Here is a 16,412-nt window from a genome sequence, read left to right as displayed (position 1 = left end):
CCCGCCCCGGCGGGTCACACCAACGCGCCGTCGTACGCCCGCACCGGCAGGCGCTGCCCGGCGGTGGCGCCGAGGCGTACCTGGAGCCCGAGCGGGGCGGCGGCCCGGCGCACCTGGTCGACGTGGAGCGAACCGTGCCGGTCCACGATGAGCACCGGCGGCTCCTCGCGCTCCCCCTCCGGCCGGTGGAACGAGAGCAGGGTTACCGAGTTGGGCAGATAGGCCGGGTACGCGGCGCGGGCGGCCGGCTCGTCACGGTGTGCGAGCAGGACGAGGTCGGGCAGGTGGGCGAAGTCGGCCGCGATGCCGTCGGCCTTCCAGTGCGCGGGCTCCTCGTCGACGCCCGTCAGGTGCCGGGACCGGTTCGCCGAGGTGATCGCGAGGTGGTCCACCCCGGCCTCGGCCGCCGCCCGCTCAAGGAAGGCGTTCGACGGGCAGAGCGCCCCCGGCGCGATCACCTGTGCGGTACGGATTTCCCGGTCGTGCCGCGTGAGGTGGTCGGGCAGCCGGTCGGCGGCCGGGCCACGGAACCCGAACGGCCCGGCCCCGTACAGGATCTCCATCAGGGCGCGTACCCGCCGCTCGGGCAGCCGGGGTGAGATCCGGGACCAGTCGAAGATGGACGGTGTCCGGTAGGCGGCCACGGTGACGCTGCCCACCTGGTCCGCCGGTCGCCCCTTGGCCAGGTTGAGCCGGCGTACGCACTCCTCGTCGGGGCGCGCGACGAGGGCGTAGAAGTTCGCGAAGGCCACCGCGACGACCACACCGTCGGCCAGCGCACGGGCCGCGAAGGCCACATCGGCGGGGTGGTCGATGTACCGGGTCGGGGTCCGGATCTGCATGGCTCCTCCTCGGCGAGCGCCGTGAGGCCAGTTCTACGTCGGCCACGGCCGGCGGCGTGGAGATCGTCCTCGATCCGATAGTGGCCACGTCCGATCCGGTGCGGCCGACCGATGCGGACTCGTACCACCGGCCCGCCCAGGACCAGCCGGACGGCCCGCCGCTGGCACCGATCGGCGGCACCGTTAGCGAATCGAGGCGGTTGGGTACATCCGCTGCACTCACCCACCACAACCCCCTCAGGAGGCACGCCATGCGGGGCACCTCGATACTCGGAATCCTGGTCGTGATCTGGCTGATCATCGGCGCGATCGCCGCCGGGCAGCGGGGCTACTACGGCGGCGACGACACCAACTGCGCGGAGGCGGGCACCATCCTGGTGACGATCGTGGCGGGCCCGCTGAACTACATCGGCGCCAACCCGAAGATCGACTGTGAGCTGCCGGAACCGTCCAAGTAGGCCCTCGTCCGCTCCCCCACCCGGCGCGCGCCGTACGGCGCGCGCCGGCACTGTCCCGGAGCACGTCTCCAGCGCCGGCCGGCTGCGCGCCCTCGGTTGAGCACGGCAGGGCGCACCCGTCCGCCCGGGACGGCCGTCGAGACCGTCGCGCGCGTCCGGGTGCGCCGTGTCGTACGCCGATCGCCGTCAGCGGAAGCAGTTGGCCACCGGCGTGGTGCTGCCCACGCAGTTGGTCTGCTCATTGCCGGTGAGGACGCTCTCGTCGTCGATGCGGACCTGCGCCCGCTCGACGAAGAGACCGCCCGGCTGCCCGGTCGCGTTGTTGCTGACGACGTTGGTGGTGTAAACGGACAACTGACCAGCGGTCGCGTAGATTCCGCCGCCCTTCGAGGTGGCACCGGCCGCCTCGTTGTCAGTGACGTCGCTGCCACGCACGAGCAGGTTGGACTTCTCGGCGTAGATGCCACCGCCGTGGCCGTGGCTCGTGTTGCCGGCCACCACGCTGTCGTCCAGTGGGAGCAGGCCCTGGGTCGTCGAGATGCCGCCGCCCTTGACGGTGGAAATGTTGTCCCGGATCGTCATCCCCCGCAGCACGATCACCGCGTCGGAGTTGGCGATACCGCCACCGATCTGGGCCGTGTTGCCGATCACCTCGGTGCCGAGGACCTTGGTGCGGGCCGAGAAGCTGGCGATGCCGCCACCCTGCACCGCGCTGTTCTGGGTGAACGTGGTGTCCTCGACGTCCGCCGCGCCACGGAAGTTACCCAGACCGCCGCCGTACGCGTTGGCGCTGTTGCGGTGGAACTCCGAGTCGCGCAGCGTCAGCACGCCACCGTTGAGCAGGCCCCCGCCCTTACCCTCGGCGCCGGCCGCGCTGTTTCCGACGAACCGGATGCCGGAGGCCACGAGGTTGCCGTCGTTGAAGATGCCACCGCCTCCGCCGTCCTTGGAGAGCGAGGTGTTGCTGGTGACGGTGACGCGCTCGACGACGGCGGTCGCGCCGTGCACGATGTGGATGGCGCCACCCTCGATCTTGGAGCGCCCGTTGCGCAGCTCGACATCGCGGAGGAACAACTCGCCGCCGTCGCGGACGGTGAAGAAGCGGAACTCCTCGGCCTGCTTGTCACGCTCGATGATCGCTCCGGCCCCGTCGATGATGATCGGTTGGTAGATCACCGGGAGGCCGGCCTTGTCGTCCGCCAGGTTGCGCGGGGGAGCCTCCTCGTCGCCAGGAGTCTCGGCCACGTCGCCGGGAGTCTCGGCCCCAGCACCCGGGGTCTCGGCCCCAGGACCCGGGGTCTCGGCCCCAGGACCCGGGGTCTCGGCCCCAGGACCCGGGGTCTCCGCAGGACCCGGGCTCTGCACCGCAGGACCCGGGCTCTGCACCACAGGACCCGGGCTCTCCGCCACAGGACCCGGGCTCTCCGCCACAGCACCCGGGGTCTGCACCACAGCACCCGGGGTCTGCACCGCAGCACCCGGGCTCTCCGCCGCAGCGGCCGGACTCTCCGCCACAGCACCCGGGGTCGCGGCCGCGCCGCCGGCATTCTCCGCGGCGTCGGCCGCCTCCCGCGCGTCTCGGATTCCGCCGTCGTAGTCGTCGGGCTGCGCGAACGCCTGGGTCAGCGTGTACCTGCACTTCGGCGCGAGCCGCAGCGATCCGCCGCCCTCCGCGTTGGCCTTCACGAGCGCCGCCACGAGCTTCTCCGCGTCGCAGGGCACCTGCACCACCGGATGACGCCCTGTCCCGGGGCCATCGGCAATCCGGCCGTCCGGCCGACCGACACGGTCACTCGCCGCGTCGATGATGGGCCGATCTGTGTCACCGGCCGCCGCCGCGACGCCGCTGATCCCCACGGCGCCCACGACCAGGCTGCCCGCGAGCAGCCCTCCGGTCATTAACCAACGGGGCCGGCCGGGTCGTGCTGCCCGCCGGCTCCCTTCGTACGTCGACATCTCTTCCGCCTTCCTGGCTGCCTGACCTGGCCGCGCCAAACCGGGCGCGGGGTGAGTGACGTCCCGTCAACCACCGAAAGCCACGTTACGGACGCAATCCGGACAGCTCCGCCCGAACATGAATAATCGTACTATTCGTGTTCCTGGTCGCGGTTGACCCGAAAAGGAGGCAGACGACCTGGCCACTGTGACGGCGGCACGCCGGACGCTCAGCCGCCGACGTGGATCCCGGGGCGGCGGGCGGGGTCTGGCTCGCAGCGGCGGATGATCTCCCGGACCACCGGCGGGGTGTCGCCGCGCCCGAGGATCAGGTACCGCAGCAGGTGCCCGATCGGACTCCCCTCCGACCACTCGAAGTGGGCGTGCGGCCGGACGCCGGTGACGTCCCGCAGCGCCAGCAGGATCGCGGCGATCGCGTTCGGGGCCGCCGGGCTGCTGGCCCGCAGCACCCGGAACCCGCCCACCTCCACCCCGTGCACCCGCAGTACATGGCTGAACCCCGACGGGTCGATGACGTCGATCTCGAGGAAGAGCACGTCCGCCGCACCGGGCACCGGGTTCATCGCCCGCTGCGCCCGCTCCTTGAGCGTGTACTCCTTCAACGCGCCGCTGTCGCGCTTGTTGGCGATCAGGTGCAGCCGCCCGTCGTGCGCCACCGACTCGGCGACGAACCGTCGGGCCGCCTCGTCGAACTCGATGCGCTCCGCCCGCAGCTCGGTGGTCCGGGTCACCCGGGAGATCAGGGAGACCACGATGATGGCGAGGATGAAGAGGCTGGAGATGGCGATCCCGTCCGGGTGCTCGACGATGTTGTCGCCGAGGGCGTACAGCAGCACGAGGGTGAGCACCGTGAAGCCGGCAGCGGCTCTCCGCCGCTGCCGGCGCAGCGCGGCGATGCTCACCGCTGTCGCGCCGGAGACCATCATCGCCAGGATCCCCGTGGCGTACGCGCCGGCCTGCGCGTTGACGTCCGCCCGGAAGGCGAGCGTGATCGCGACGCTGACCAGGGTGTAGACGAGCACCACGGGGCGGATCGCCCGCGCCCAGTCCGGCGCCATGCCGTAGGACGGCAGGTAGCGCGGCACGATGTTGATCAGGCCAGCCATCGCCGAGGCGCCGGCGAACCAGAGGATGAGCACGCTGCTGATGTCGTACAGCGTGCCGAAGACCTCGCCCAGGTGGGCGTGGGCCAGGTAGGCCAGCGCCCGCCCGCTGGCCGGGCCGCCCGCCCGGAACGCCTCCGCCGGGATGAGCACCGTGGTGACGAACGTGGTCAGCAGCAGGTAGACCGACATGATCAACGCGGCGGTGGTGAGCAGCCGTTTCGTGTTGCGGATCCGGGCGGCCAGCCGGGCCTCGCGGTCGGCCCCCCGCCCGGCGACCAGCGGCATCATGCTCACCCCGGTCTCGAAGCCGGAGAGCCCCAGCACCAGCAGGGGGAAGGCGAGCACGGTGGTCACCAGCATGTCCCCCGGACCGGCGACGCTGGAGGTCAGCGCGTCACCCCAGTCCGCGAGGACCCCCGGCTCGCTGACGATCCGGGCCATCGCGTCCGCCACGATCACCGCATTGAGCCCCAGGAAGACGGCGACCAGCGGGATGGCCACCACCACCGCCTCCCGGAACCCGAGCAGGAACACCCCACCGAGCACGAGCAGCATCACCACGGTGACCGCGACCGCCACCCCGGTGCTGCGGAAGCCCTCCGGCAGGTACGGGTTCTCCACCAGGTGCACGGTCGCGTCGGCCGCGGAGAGCGTGATCGTGATGATCCACGACGTCGCCACGAAGCCGAGCAGGACCAGGACGAAGATCTTGCCGCGCCAGAACGGCAGCAGCCGCTCCAGCATCGCCACCGAACCCTGCCCGTGCGGGCTCTCCCGGGCCACCCGCCGATACATCGGCAGCATCCCGAAGAGGGTCAGCGCGACGATCAGCAGCGTCGCGAGCGGGGACAGGGCGCCCGCCGCCACCGCCGCGATGGCCGGCAGGTACGACAAGGTCGAGAAGTAGTCCACCCCGGTCAGACACATCACCTGCCACCAGGGGTGGGTGCGGGCCTGACCCTCCGCCGCCTCCGGGCCTACCGGCTGAACCCGGTGCCGGAAGAGCCACCGGTGCAGCCGACCGGCGGGCGGCGCGGGGCGTGACGGGCTGGACACCCGCTCGGGAACCGTCACCCGACGGCCGGCGGGCTCGGCCCGTTTCGGGTCGCGGGCGGCCCGCAGCTCAGAACCGGGTCCGGACCGCTGCCGGCGCCCGTGCGCCCGGCCCGGCTTCCCCCCGTGCTCCTCAGCCATGTGCCCCGTCCCGCAGCTCGCCGGCTCCTGACCCGACCGTAGGGGGTACGCCGGCCCCCGCCCGGCGGAACCGGGGAAGCCGCTCAGCCTCCCGGGCCACCCAGCACGCGGGCCAGGTCGTCCGGGTCGGCGACGGTGATCGTCATCGCCCGGTGACGCAGCCACCGCCCCGGTGCCAGCGCGGGGACCGGCGTACGGAACCGGACGCAGAGCCCCGCCGCGGCGCTGCTGCCGAAGGTGACCCCGCCGTCGGCCAGCGACAGGTGCACACCGATCGCCCGCCACCAGCGGTACGGCCCACCCCGCTCCACCCCGGTCACGTTCTCCCGGGCGGTGGCCAACCGCCAGGGCCCGAAGCGGACGACCAGCTGCCTGTCGTCCACCTCCGCCCAGGCGGTCCCCGGCCGGACGCCGACCAGCGCCAGCAGCGGACGGAACGCCGGGTCGAAGCGGAACGGGAAGCGCCGGCTCATCGCGTACCGCCGTTGGGACACGGCGTGGGGCCACCCGGGCGCGACGGCGCCGGGCGGGCGGGGCGAGGTCTGGCGGCGGGACGCCGCCGAGTCGGCCGGGTCATGTCGCGGGCGTACCCCCTGCCGCGCGACCGACACCCCGAACCCCCGGGCGCGGGGATCAGTCCGACAGAGCCCGCTCCCAGAGCGGCACGTGCGTGGCCAGGTAGCGGGTGGTCTCCTGCCAGTACACCCCGTCCTCGGTCCAGATCCGGGCCCAGGGCTGGATCTGGTCGCGGGCACCCCGCCGGAGCAACTCGACCATCGCCGCGGCCCGCCGCGGCAGCATCGCGGCCAGCGCCGGCCGGTCGGCCTCCGCCAGGCCGTACCCGTCGACCAGGGCGCGCAGTCGCCGCGCCGACTCGCCGGCCGGCCGATCGGCGCGCAGACCGGCGACGCTCTGCGCCGTGTACGCCAACTCCCAGAGCCGGGAGCCCGGACCTGCCCCGTCCCAGTCGATCAACACCCAACCCCGGGGCGAGCGGACCAGGTTCCATGGCGCGGCGTCGTGGTGGCAGAGCAGTTGCTCCCGATCGGGCGCGATGGCGGGCTGCCAGCACGCCTTCGGCGGCGGCACGAAGGCCTCGGTGGCGCGGTGCAGGTCGCTCAGGAGCGCGCCGATGCTGGCCAACTCCCCGAGCGGGTAGCTGCCGTCGACAGGGCCGCACTCGCCCGGAACGTACTCCAGCACCTGCCGGCCCTGCTCGTCGCGCCCGAGCGGGCGCGGGGCACCGGTGAAACCGACGTCGTGCAGGTGCCGCAGCAGCGCGTCCACGGCGTCGGTCCACGGGCCGGCCGGGCGGCGGACGGTGTCACCGACGCGCACCAACCCACCGGTGACGTTGCCGGCCAGCGGCTGCTCGTACGCGGTCACCGGGCCATCCTGCCCGAGCCGCAGACGGCACGGCGCCGCCGGTCCCCCCGAACCGACGGCGCCTCCCCCCGCGTCTTGCCGTACGCGCCCCCGCGTTCCGCCCCCCGGACGGAACGCGGGGACCCCCCGTCCCGGCTACTGCAGGAACGCCCCGAGGGGCGACAACAGCAGCCGACCGAGCGCCGCGGCCGTCGAATCCAGCCGGTTGCGCTCACACTCGTGGGCGGCCGGGTCGTGCCGGCAGCGCCAGATCTTCTGTGCGTTGCGCCAGGCGACATCGCGGGTGTACTCGACCAGCTCCCCCTGGTACCAGTCGTCGATGTCGCCGTTGAGCATGTCGATGAGCAGCTGCCAGTGCTCCAGGTAGCCGCGACGCAGCCCCGGGATCTTCTCCGCGAAGATGTTGTTGATCTCGAGGTAGTCGCGGTGCTGGTCGCTCCCGTCGACCGGCTCGGACTCCAGGTGGTCGAACGTCGTGACCAGGGCGAACGGCAGGTCGAAGTTGATGTGCGCGTTCACCCCCGCCGCCGCCGAGGGCAACGGGCGGGCGTCCGGGCCGTGCATGCGCTCGAAGAGGCAGCTCCACGCCTTCGGCGTGCCCGCGCTGGAGTCGGTCCAGAGCCGCATCGCGTCGAAGTAGCGGGCCGCGAACTCCACGTCGAGCCGGGACAGGAAGACCGGGTCCACGAACCGGTCGTCGTAGAGGCCGTCGAGCACCGTCGTGGTGATGGTCAGGTAGAGCCCGTTGAAGTCGGCCAGCGGGCAGCTGTCCAGCAGCGGAGGCATCCGGACCAGCAGGTCCTGCAGCTTGGTGAGGTGGTCGACCACCGCCGGCACGTCGGCCGGGTGGTCGGCGAGCAGGTCGACGATGTCCCGGTGCACGGGCCCCCAGACCGGTTCCGACATCTCTCCTCCACAGTGGTGCACGGCACCTGCGCGCCGCTCGCGACAGGGCACAGCCTTTCAGCCCGGCGCTGTCCGCCGGATCAGTAGAACGACGTATCCGAAGCGCCGCGCGCGCCGCCGGTCAGCCCCGGCCGGTACGTAGGTAGATGGCGCTGGCCTGGACCCGGGTACGGACCTGGAGCTTGTCGAAGATGTGCGACACGTGCACGCCGATGGTCCGTTCGCTGATGAAGAGCCGCTGCCCGATCTCCCGGTTGGTCAGCCCCTCGGCCACGGCCGCGAGCACCTCCCGCTCGCGGGCGGTGAGCGTGGCCAGTTCGTCGTCGCCCGCCGGGTCGACCGCCGTGTCCCGCCCGCGGGACGGTTCGCGCTCCTCCAGCGTCACCCGGGCGCGGCTGGCCAGCGTCCTGATCTCCGAGGTCATCGGTACCGCGCCGAGCCCCTGGGCCGTCCGGTACGCCTCGCGCAGCAGCTTGCCGGCGGTCGCCACCCGGCTGCGCCGGGCCAGCAGCGCCTCCGCCTGCCGCAGCCGGGAGTAGGCCGCCGGGTAGGGGTGGTTGCGGCGATCCCACTCGGCCACCGACCGGGCCCACAGCTCCGGCTCGTTCTCGTCGAGCCGGCTCACCTCCGCGGCGCAGAGCGCCAGGAAACCGTCGACGACGTCACGTACCGGGCGGGCGGCCTTCTCGCTCTTGCGGGCCACCCGGTCGGCGACGTCGCGCAGCCGCCGTACCGCCGTCCGGTCGACCGGGACGGTACGCCCGGCATGCGCCTCCGCCTCGGCCCGCAGCCCGTGCCAGACGAGCGCGGCGAGGATCGCCACGTCGTCGGAGCGGCTCTCGGTCAGGCCCCGCTGCACCGCCTGGCGGGCGAGGTCGTGCCGCCCCTGCCACATGGCCAGCCCGGCGCGCAGGGTCAGCAGCGGGATCACGTGCCGGGCGCCGCCACCGGCGAGCACCGTGGCCACCGCGTCGAGGTCCCGGTCGGCCGCCTCGATGTCGCCGTAGCCGACCGAAAGCCGGCACCGGGCCAGCAGCAGCTCCACGGCGTCGGCGCCGGACGGGCGGTGCCGCAGCGCGGCGGCGACGACCTTCTCCGCCTCGGCCCACTGCCCCACCCGGAACAGACCGTTCGTGGCGATGGCGAGCAGCCGGGTCTCGTAGGTGCGGCCGAGCCCCAGCTCGGCGACCCGCTCGGCGCCCCGCCGGGCCACCACCACCCCCTCTTCGAGGATGTTCAGCGGGCCGGTGAGCAGCTCGGCCAGGTGCAGGTACGCGCAGGCCACGTCGTCCGGACGGCCCGCCTGCTCGGCGATCTCCAACGCTCGGCGCACCACCGCGAGACCGGCGTCCGGGTCCTCCAGGTACGCCTCGCTGAAGCCGAGGGCGGCGCTGGCGAGCACCACCTCGGAGGTGGCGCCGTCCACCACCGCGGTCAGCTCCAACGCCTCCCGGGCCCGCCGCCCCGCGTCGGCGTACCGACCGAGGTGCAGCAGCAGCTCGGCCAGGTAGGCGGCGGCGGTGGCCCGCTCCCGGGGCGTGCAGTCGTCGGCCTCCAACGCCCGCCGGTACTCCGCCTCGGCGAGCGCGGAGCGTCCGGCCGCCGCGAGGTAGCGGGCCCGGCGGATGTGCAGCGCGCAGGTGGACATGCCGCCCGCGCCGGCCAGCTCCTCCAGCAGCGCCAACGCCCGGGCGTGCTCGCCGCAGTGGTGCGCCGCCTCGGCGGCGTGCCCCAGCAGGTCCGCCCGGTCGACCGTACGCGCGCCGACGGTCGGCGCGTCGGCCAGTTGCAGCGCGACCGACCAGTGCCGGTGCGCCTCCGCGTAGCCGTGCAGCCGTTCCGCCTCCCGTGCGGCGGCCACGGTCGCCGGCAGGGCACGGGCGGGCTCCCCGGCCAACCGCCAGTGGTGTGCCAGCCGGGCCTGGTGCAGCTCGGCCTCCACCGACGTCAGCGCCTCGGCGTAGCGGCGGTGCAGGGCCGAACGTTCGGCCGGCAGGAGTTCGTCGGCCAGCACCTCGGCGACCAGTCGGTGCCGCAGCCGGTAACCGTCGTCCGCGCTGACCAGCAGTCGATGGGCGACGGTCGCCCGGATGGCGTCGATGAGCTCCTGCTCCGGCAGCCGTACCACCTGCGCCAGCAGCCAGTGCTCCACCGGCTCCACTCCGGCGGCGACGGCGTGCACCACGGCGTGCGCGTGCTGGGGCAGCGCGTCGACCCGGGCCAGGAAGATCTCCCGCAGGGTCTCCGAGAGGCCGGCGCGTCCGTCGCGCAGGTCCCGGGCGAGCTCCTCGATGACGAAGGGGTTGCCGCCGCTGCGCTGCCAGACCTGGTCGGCCGACTCCGCGGCCAACGGACGGCCGACCACCGCGGCGGCGAGCTGCTCGGTGGCGCCCCGATCGAGCGGGGCGAGGTCCAGTACCCGGACGGAGCGCAGCCGGCGCAGCTCGGTGAGGACCCGGCGCAGCGGGTGCGCGCCCTGCAACGACTCGGCCCGGATGGCCGCGAGGACCGACAGCTGGAGGTCGCCGAGGCCGGCGAGCAGGTAGAGCAGGAGCTGCCGGGTGCTCCGGTCGACCCACTGGAGGTCGTCCAGGACCAGCACCAGCGGCCGGCCCTCGGCGATCAGGTGCAGCCCGCGGGAGACCCGCTCCAGCAGGGCGCCCGCACCGTCGGGTCCGGCGGTCTCGTCGGCGAACATCTGCAGCAGCGCCCGGACGGCGGACGAGGTGCGAGTGTGCGAGCTGGACAGCTCAGCGTCGAAGCGGCGCAGCGCCTGGAGCAGCGGATGCAGCGGCGAGGCGTCGCCGATGTCCAGGCACGAGCCGGTGAGCACCAGCGCGCCGGCGTCGCGCAGCTGCGCGCCGGCCTCGCGCAGCAGCCGCGTCTTGCCCACGCCGCTCTCACCGGTGAGGAAGACGGCTGCGGTGTGCCCCTGCGCCACATCGTCGAGCAGGGCCGACCGGACCGACTTCAGCAGGTCGGCCCGGCCGACGAGCGGTGCAGTGTCCACATCGCTGGCCATGGCACGCAGCCTAGTCACAGGCCCCCGCACCGTTCTACGGCCGTTTGCCCCATGTGGTGCTCCTCGCGTCGCCAATGCGACCAACCCTTGCGGGCGGCCGACATACGTCGTCCTACGGATCCGCCGCAGGGGCGCGGGTGCGAGTCTCCTGGGATCATCCGCCGTCTACGGGAGGAAGGCAGGTGGGAGGCCATGTCGACGTCCGCCGCTGGCGCGCCTCGGGTCCCGTCTGCGTGCTGGCCGGTGCCGGAGGAACGGCGCACGGTGACGGTGCTCTTCGTCGACATCGTCGGCTCGACAGCGCTGGTGGACCGGCTCGACCCGGAGGACGTCCGGGCGGTGCAGCGGGCGTACTTCGACACCGTGGCGGGAGTGCTGCGCCGCTGGAACGGGGTGGTGGAGAAGTACGTCGGTGACGCGGTCATGGCGTTGTTCGGTGCCCGCGAGTCGGACGGGTTCGACGCGTACCGGGCGCTGCGGGCGGGGCTGGAGATCCAGCCGGCGCTGGACCGGCGGCCGCTGACCGACGGCGTCGTGCTGCGGGTCCGGGTCGGCGTGGCCACCGGCGAAGCCGTGGTGGAGCTGCCCGCCGCTCGTGACGGCGCACATGGTGTGGCCAGCGGCGCGGTCATCACCACCGCGGCCCGGTTGCAGGAGTACGCCCCGCCAGGCGCGGTCGTCTGCTGCCCGACCACCCAGCGGGCCACCGCCGGCCTGCTGTCGCAGCGGCAGCTGGCCCCGATCGCGGTGCCGGGCCGGACGCCCGGGATGGGTATCTGGCGGGTGGCCGCGCCGCTCGGGCAGCCGACCGCGCGGCACGACGGCCCGCTCGTGGGTCGGCGGCGGGAACTGGCCACTGCCCGGGAGCGGATCGTCCAGGCGGTACGCGAGCGCAGTCCGGGGTGGGTGTCGGTGACGGGTCCGTCCGGCAGCGGCCGCAGCCGACTGCTGCACGAGCTGACCCGGGCGCTCGACGTGGTCGACGGCGTGCCGGTGCGCTGGTGTGTCGCGTCCTGCCCGCCGCACCCGCACGAGTCGCTGGCCCCGGTGGCCAACCTGCTGCGCGATCTGGTCGGTCTGCGCCCGACGGATCCGCCGTCGGTGCTCCGCGGGCGGCTCTCCGCCGCGCTGACCGGGCTGCTCCCACCGGCCCGGCTGGCGACGGCGCTGCCCGCGCTGGAGCGGCTGCTCGCCGTGCCGGACGCCACCGCCGCCGCGTCGGCGGCCTGGCTCCACGAGGTGCTGCTACGCCTGGCCGCTCGCCGGCCGCTGGTGCTGGGGGTGGACGACCTGGACCGGGCCGCCCCGGCGGTCGACCGCTTCCTGCACGCCTTGTTCACCGCGGCCAGCGCCCGGAAGCTGCCGCTGGCCGTGGTGACCCTGCACGGAACGGATCGGGCCGACGTGCTGCCCGTGGCGCGGGGGCGACGCTGCCACGTGCCGCTGCGCCCGCTGGCCGCGGTGCAGACCGGCCGCCTGCTGCGGCAGCTGCTGGTCCGCGCGGGCCAGCCGGTGGACCGGGTCGCCGGGCTGCTGCCGCTGGTCGGGGACACGCCCGGTCACGCCGTCGCGTACGTCCACTCGCTGGCCGACGGCGCGGACCCGGCCGAACCGCCGTTGCCGGAGGCGCTGGGGCGTGCGGTCGGCGCCGAGGTGGACCGGCTGGACGGCACCCGGCGGGCCGCGCTGATGGCCGGCGCGACCCTGCCCGACGGGTTCACCGCCGGCGCCGTGGAGCGGCTGCTCGACTGGGCGCCCGGACAGGCCCGGCCCGCACTGGCCGCCCTGCGCGCCGCCGACCTGCTGGTCGCCCGCCCGGAGGGCCGGTACGCCCTGGCGACGCCGGCGCTGCGCCGGGTGGCCGCCGACCGACTGCCTCGACGGCTGCGGGCCGTCTTCGCCTCGCGCGCCACCGGCCAACCGGAATCGGCACACCCGGGTCACGTCGTCCGGGACGCGGTCGGGCCGGCACCGTGCCGGGTCGGCACCCGGCCCGAGACGCAGCCCGCCCGCTCGGGCCGGAGCAACCCGTCGTCGACCGGGTCGTTCCCGGTCAACCCGGCCCCGCCGGCACCACGACTGGACGCTACGACCCGGCGATCCAACTCCCGTTCGGCGGCGGACGCGCGGCCGAGCGAACCCGCCGGCGATCGTCGGTTCCCGGCCGAGCGCCCGGTCAGCCCCGACCGGCCCGCCTGGTGGCAGCCGATCCCTACGTCACGGGAGGGCCGGGCGGGCATCTGGCCGGATCGCAGCGACCCGGCGGCGGAGGCGGTGGCGCCTCCCGCCCGTTCCGACACGGCCGCCGCCGGTGATTCCTCGACCGTCACGGCCGAGACCGCCGCCGTCTGAGCGCTCCAGGACCGTGCCTTTCCGGCGCGATATTCGATGGACCTCACGTCCACGATCTGATTGCGTGAGCCGGCGTGACACCAGAGCGAACCGCGGTACGGGTCAGACGCGCCCTGCCGGGCGACCTGGCCGGTCTTCAGCGGATCCAGGTGAGCTCGGGGGCGCTGTTCCGCGAGGTCGGCATGGCCGACGTCGCAGACGATCCCCCGCTCTCCATCGATGCTCTGACCGGGTACCAGCAGGACGGGCAGGCGTGGGTGGCCGTGGATGACAGCGGTCCTCCGATCGCCTTCGTAGTGGTCGAGGTGATCGACGGCAGCGCCCACGTCGAGCAGACAAGCGTCCACCCGGACCACTCCCGCCGGGGCGTCGGCCGGGTCCTGCTCGATCACGTCGGCGCCTGGGCCGTCGAGCTCGGCTTGCCCGCGTTGACGCTCACGACCTTCCGGCACGTGCCGTGGAACGCGCCTTACTACGCGCGTTGCGGATTCGTCGAACTGACACCGGCGGAGGTCACACCCGGCCTGAGCAGGGTGCTGGAGTCGGAGATCGCGTTCGGGCTCGATCCAGCCACCCGGGTGTGCATGCGACGCGGGGTCGGCTGAGCCCCGTCGAGGGTCGAGTGCCGAGGGTCAACGGCCGTCGAGGAAGGCCTCGACCCGGGTCCAGGTGGTCTCCGTGGCGGCGGCGTCGTGGTCGGACACGTCCGGATCGGTGAAGAGGTGCCCGACGCCGGGATAGCGGAACACCTCGAGCTGCGCCCCGGCGGCGGTCATCGCCGTGCCCCACTCGTCGACCTCCTCGGGCGGCTCGTACGAGTCGGGGTCGCCGAGGTGCAGCTGCACCGGCAGCCCCGGCCGGACCGCCGCCGGCGAGCCGCCGGTGCCGTGCAGAAGCAGCAGCCCAGCCGTGGCGGGCCGCTCGGCGAGCAGGGCCCCGGCCACCCCGGCACCCATCGAGAAGCCGGCCAGCACCGTGTCCAGCGGCAGCTGCGCGACGGCCTCGGCGGCCCGGCCGAGCACGACGTCCTGGCCGATCTTCTCCAGCAGGGCGAAGCCCGCCTCGACGGTCTCCGCCGCCGGTACGCCGTAGAGGTCGGGTGTGGACACCTGATGCCCGGCGGCACGCAGGCGCTCGGCCGCCGCCAGGACCGCCGGGCGCAGTCCGTAGACGGAGTGGAAGAGCACGACGTGTCCCATCGGGCCATCCTGCCGCATCCCGAGCGGCGCGCCGGGCAGCCCGCGCCGGCCTTCCCGGCCCGGCGGCGACGTGCGGATCAGCACGCGGGCACCGGCGGTACGAATCGGCGCTCGAGCGACGAGCGTGCGGATCAGCACGCGGGCACCGGCTGTGCGAATCGGCGCTCGGGCGCCAGCTTTGCGGATCAGACCTCGGGCGCCCTGGCGTCGGCGGGCGCGGGCCGGTCGACGAGGGTGCGGCTACGCCCGCGGAACTCGGCGACCACCGCGCCGTCCTCCCGCGTGACGGTGACGTCGTAGATGCCGCTGCGGCCGTAGCGGGTGCGTTCGGTGGCGGTCGCGGTCAGCAGGTCACCCAGGCGCGCCGGCCGGACGAAGGTGATCTCCCCTCCGGCCGCCACGGTGGCCGGACCCCAGCTGTTGCAGGCCAGCGCGAACGCGGTGTCGGCCAGCAGGAAGACGAAGCCGCCGTGGGCGATCGCGTGCCCGTTGATCATCGTGTCGGTCACGCGCATCCGGGCCACCGCCGCGCCGTCGGCCGCCTCGACCAGCTCGACCCCGAGCCCCCGGGAGGCCGGATCGGCGTCGAACATCTCGTACGCGGCGTTGCGCTCACCCCCCACGTCAGACCGCCGGGCGCTGGTCGACGATGCGCCGCATCTTGCCCATCGAACGCTCCACCCCGTCCGGTGCGATCACCTCGACCGACACGCTCACCCCGATCGTGTTCTTGACCAGGCCCACCAGGGCCTCGCCGGCCCGCTCGGCGGCGTCGACGGCCACGGCGGGCCGGCGTTCCACCTTCACGGTCAGCGTGTCCATCCGCCCCTGCCGACCCAGCACGCACTGGAAGTGCGGGGACAGCTCGGGCGTACGCAGGATCAGCTCCTCGATCTGGGTCGGGAAGATGTTCACCCCGCGCACGATCATCATGTCGTCGGTGCGTCCGGCGATCTTCTCGATCCGGCGCATCGGGCGGGCGGTGCCCGGCAGCAGCCGGGTCAGGTCCCGGGTGCGGTACCGGACGACCGGCATCGCCTCCTTGGTGAGCGAGGTGAGCACGAGCTCGCCGCGCTCCCCGTCGGGCAGCACCGCACCGGTGACCGGATCGATGATCTCCGGGTAGAAGTGGTCCTCCCAGAGGTGCAGCCCGTCCTTGGTCTCCACACACTCGTTGGCCACGCCGGGACCCATCACCTCGGAGAGCCCGTAGATGTCCACGGCGTGCAGGTCGAGCCGTTGCTCCATCTCCCGGCGCATGTCCTCGGTCCACGGCTCCGCGCCGAAGATGCCGACCTGCAACGAGGTGGTACGCGGGTCGATCCCCTGCCGCTGCATCTCGTCCACGATGGCCAGCAGGTAGCTGGGGGTGACCATGATGATCTCGGGTTCGAAGTCGCGGATCAGCATCACCTGACGCTCGGTCATCCCACCGGAGACCGGGATGACGGTGCAGCCCAGCTCCTCGGCCCCGTAGTGCGCGCCCAGGCCGCCGGTGAAGAGGCCGTAGCCGTACGCGACGTGCACCCGGTCGCCCGGACGACCGCCGGAGGCCCGGATCGACCGGGCCATGAGGCGGGCCCAGGTGCGCAGGTCCTCACGCGTGTAGCCGACCACGGTGGGTCGGCCGGTCGTGCCGGACGATGCGTGCAGCCGGGCGATCCGCTCGCGGGGCACCGCGAACATGCCGAACGGGTAGTTCTCCCGCAGCTCCGCCTTGCCGGTGAACGGGAACCGGGCCAGGTCGGCCAGCTCACGGCAGTCGTCGGGGTGCACGTCGGCGGCCTCGAAGGCCCGTCGGTAGTGCGGGACGTTGTCGTACGCGTGCCGCAGCGACCAGCGCAGCCGCTCCAGCTGCACCGCCCGCAGCTCGTCCACGCCGGCCCGTTCGATCGGCTCCAGGTCCTCGGGGCGAGGGGTGCGGTCCTGCATCGTTCCTCCTGCGCGACGACGGCGGCGCCATCGACGTCCGCGTCGCCGCCCTCGCGCCG

At 73.8% G+C, this 16,412-nt stretch carries 13 protein-coding genes; 3 read left to right on the top strand and 10 right to left on the bottom strand.

The features are described from left to right. Positions 1-14 precede the first annotated feature (14 nt). Positions 15-842, bottom strand: coding sequence for an L-threonylcarbamoyladenylate synthase (locus D7147_RS25765; protein ID WP_120682102.1), 828 nt, complete (start codon positions 840-842; stop codon positions 15-17). A gap of 251 nt (positions 843-1,093) precedes the next feature. Here D7147_RS25765 and D7147_RS25760 point away from each other — a divergent pair, with 251 nt between their 5' ends. Further along, entirely contained in the window at positions 1,094-1,300 is a 207-nt protein-coding gene (locus tag D7147_RS25760) for a hypothetical protein (RefSeq protein ID WP_120682100.1), read from the top strand. Positions 1,301-1,486: 186 nt separating this feature from the next. Here the strand turns inward: D7147_RS25760 and D7147_RS25755 are convergent, their stop codons facing one another. The 6 genes from D7147_RS25755 to D7147_RS25730 form a co-directional block, all read right to left on the bottom strand. After that, on the bottom strand, positions 1,487-3,199 hold the full coding sequence (locus tag D7147_RS25755; RefSeq protein WP_407663392.1) for a right-handed parallel beta-helix repeat-containing protein: 1,713 nt from the start codon (positions 3,197-3,199) through the stop codon (positions 1,487-1,489). Positions 3,200-3,465: 266 nt separating this feature from the next. After that, positions 3,466-5,556 carry an APC family permease gene (locus D7147_RS25750; protein ID WP_233563461.1) on the bottom strand — a complete coding sequence of 697 codons (2,091 nt, stop codon included), beginning with the start codon at positions 5,554-5,556 and terminating at the stop codon, positions 3,466-3,468. A gap of 83 nt (positions 5,557-5,639) precedes the next feature. After that, positions 5,640-6,050 (bottom strand): hypothetical protein, encoded by a 411-nt coding sequence (locus D7147_RS25745; RefSeq protein WP_233563458.1) that lies wholly within the window; start codon positions 6,048-6,050, stop codon positions 5,640-5,642. A gap of 139 nt (positions 6,051-6,189) precedes the next feature. Then, on the bottom strand, positions 6,190-6,942 hold the full coding sequence (locus tag D7147_RS25740; RefSeq protein WP_199734270.1) for a phosphotransferase: 753 nt from the start codon (positions 6,940-6,942) through the stop codon (positions 6,190-6,192). Between the two features lie 135 nt (positions 6,943-7,077). Next, a complete protein-coding gene (locus D7147_RS25735) occupies positions 7,078-7,848 on the bottom strand; it encodes a DUF5995 family protein (RefSeq protein WP_120682096.1) in 771 nt (256 codons plus the stop codon). 121 nt (positions 7,849-7,969) lie between these two features. Beyond that, entirely contained in the window at positions 7,970-10,870 is a 2,901-nt protein-coding gene (locus D7147_RS25730) for a helix-turn-helix transcriptional regulator (protein ID WP_120682094.1), read from the bottom strand. A 243-nt stretch (positions 10,871-11,113) separates the two neighbouring features. On the opposite strand from D7147_RS25730, the gene D7147_RS25725 reads away from it, so the two are divergent. Together D7147_RS25725 and D7147_RS25720 are read left to right on the top strand one after the other, a co-directional pair. Then, a complete protein-coding gene (locus D7147_RS25725) occupies positions 11,114-13,222 on the top strand; it encodes an adenylate/guanylate cyclase domain-containing protein (protein ID WP_233563456.1) in 2,109 nt (702 codons plus the stop codon). Positions 13,223-13,296: 74 nt separating this feature from the next. Further along, positions 13,297-13,827 carry a GNAT family N-acetyltransferase gene (locus tag D7147_RS25720; RefSeq protein ID WP_233563455.1) on the top strand — a complete coding sequence of 177 codons (531 nt, stop codon included), beginning with the start codon at positions 13,297-13,299 and terminating at the stop codon, positions 13,825-13,827. Positions 13,828-13,854: 27 nt separating this feature from the next. Here D7147_RS25720 and D7147_RS25715 read toward each other — a convergent pair whose 3' ends face one another. From D7147_RS25715 to paaK, 3 genes are all read right to left on the bottom strand, one after another. Further along, a complete protein-coding gene (locus D7147_RS25715) occupies positions 13,855-14,421 on the bottom strand; it encodes a dienelactone hydrolase family protein (protein WP_233563454.1) in 567 nt (188 codons plus the stop codon). Between the two features lie 185 nt (positions 14,422-14,606). Beyond that, the gene (gene paaI / locus D7147_RS25710) at positions 14,607-15,014 is read right to left on the bottom strand and encodes a hydroxyphenylacetyl-CoA thioesterase PaaI (protein WP_120682444.1); all 408 of its coding nucleotides are present in this window, start codon (positions 15,012-15,014) and stop codon (positions 14,607-14,609) included. Between the two features lie 31 nt (positions 15,015-15,045). Next, positions 15,046-16,353: a phenylacetate--CoA ligase PaaK gene (gene paaK, locus D7147_RS25705; RefSeq protein WP_120682090.1), complete on the bottom strand. Its 1,308-nt coding sequence runs from the start codon at positions 16,351-16,353 to the stop codon at positions 15,046-15,048. Positions 16,354-16,412 lie beyond the last annotated feature (59 nt).

This window comes from Micromonospora musae (genome assembly GCF_003626545.1).
Lineage (GTDB): Bacteria > Actinomycetota > Actinomycetes > Mycobacteriales > Micromonosporaceae > Micromonospora > Micromonospora musae.
This window is presented reverse-complemented; position numbering and strand designations above follow the sequence as displayed.

What these genes read in the sequence shown, in the direction of transcription:
- D7147_RS25765 (WP_120682102.1), bottom strand. Translation starts at nt 842, where the DNA reads ATGCAGATCCGGACCCCGACCCGGTACATCGACCACCCCGCCGATGTG.
- D7147_RS25760 (WP_120682100.1), top strand. Translation starts at nt 1,094, where the DNA reads ATGCGGGGCACCTCGATACTCGGAATCCTGGTCGTGATCTGGCTGATC.
- D7147_RS25755 (WP_407663392.1), bottom strand. Translation starts at nt 3,199, where the DNA reads ATGACCGGAGGGCTGCTCGCGGGCAGCCTGGTCGTGGGCGCCGTGGGG.
- D7147_RS25750 (WP_233563461.1), bottom strand. Translation starts at nt 5,556, where the DNA reads ATGGCTGAGGAGCACGGGGGGAAGCCGGGCCGGGCGCACGGGCGCCGG.
- D7147_RS25735 (WP_120682096.1), bottom strand. Translation starts at nt 7,848, where the DNA reads ATGTCGGAACCGGTCTGGGGGCCCGTGCACCGGGACATCGTCGACCTG.
- D7147_RS25730 (WP_120682094.1), bottom strand. Translation starts at nt 10,870, where the DNA reads ATGGCCAGCGATGTGGACACTGCACCGCTCGTCGGCCGGGCCGACCTG.
- D7147_RS25715 (WP_233563454.1), bottom strand. Translation starts at nt 14,421, where the DNA reads ATGGGACACGTCGTGCTCTTCCACTCCGTCTACGGACTGCGCCCGGCG.
- paaI (WP_120682444.1), bottom strand. Translation starts at nt 15,014, where the DNA reads ATGTTCGACGCCGATCCGGCCTCCCGGGGGCTCGGGGTCGAGCTGGTC.
- paaK (WP_120682090.1), bottom strand. Translation starts at nt 16,353, where the DNA reads ATGCAGGACCGCACCCCTCGCCCCGAGGACCTGGAGCCGATCGAACGG.